We start from the raw sequence: 750 nt of genomic DNA, 5'->3' as shown, positions 1-750 counted from the left end.
GCTTGCGGCGGGATGCCAGGCCTGGCGGCCGGCGCGCGGCCTTCGGCCCCGCCACGGGATCGCGCCGGACCCGGCCTTGCCTCCCCAGCGGATGGCGGCCGCCCGAAGGCGAGCCCCACTTCGCCACGGGACGGCGGCAGCCCGGCCCAGAGTCCCGCCTCGCCCCAAGACGGCGGCAGTCTGAAAGAAAGCCGCCTCGCCCCAAGACGGCGGCAGTCTGAAAGCAAGCCGCTGAGCCACAGGCGGCGGCAGCCCGAAAGAAAGATGGACAAGGGGAGGGGGGGTGGGGCATGGGCGCGGCCTTGGATTCTCTGCTCCGGGGTGTTCCGCGTGACCGACAATTCCTCCGCGCCGCTGGTCGGCATCATCATGGGCAGCCGCTCGGATTGGGAAACGATGCGGCATGCCGCCGAGACGCTGGAGCGGCTCGGCGTGGCGCATGAGACGAAGGTGGTCTCGGCGCACCGCACGCCGCAGCGTCTCTATGATTACGCGCAGCAGGCGGCGGGGCGGGGCCTCCGGGCGATCATCGCGGGCGCCGGGGGGGCGGCGCATCTGCCGGGCATGGCGGCGGCGATGACGCGGCTGCCGGTGCTCGGCGTGCCGGTCGAGAGCCACGCGCTGAAGGGGATGGATTCGCTGCTCTCCATCGTGCAGATGCCGGCCGGCATCCCGGTCGGCACGCTGGCGATCGGCCGGGCCGGCGCGGTGAACGCCGCGCTGCTGGCCGCCGCGATGCTGGCCACGACC

At 73.6% G+C, this 750-nt stretch carries 1 protein-coding gene; it reads left to right on the top strand.

The features are described 5' to 3' along the window. Window positions 1-369 precede the first annotated feature (369 nt). Window positions 370-750: 5-(carboxyamino)imidazole ribonucleotide mutase (gene purE / locus HMPREF0731_RS22270; protein WP_085980185.1), on the top strand; the 381-nt coding region annotated here is incomplete at its 3' end.

Origin of the sequence: Pseudoroseomonas cervicalis ATCC 49957 (assembly GCF_000164635.1) — a bacterium.
Classification (GTDB): Bacteria; Pseudomonadota; Alphaproteobacteria; order Acetobacterales; family Acetobacteraceae; genus Pseudoroseomonas; species Pseudoroseomonas cervicalis.
The sequence above is the reverse complement of the archived record's forward strand: the minus strand, read 5'-3'. Positions and strand labels throughout refer to the sequence as shown.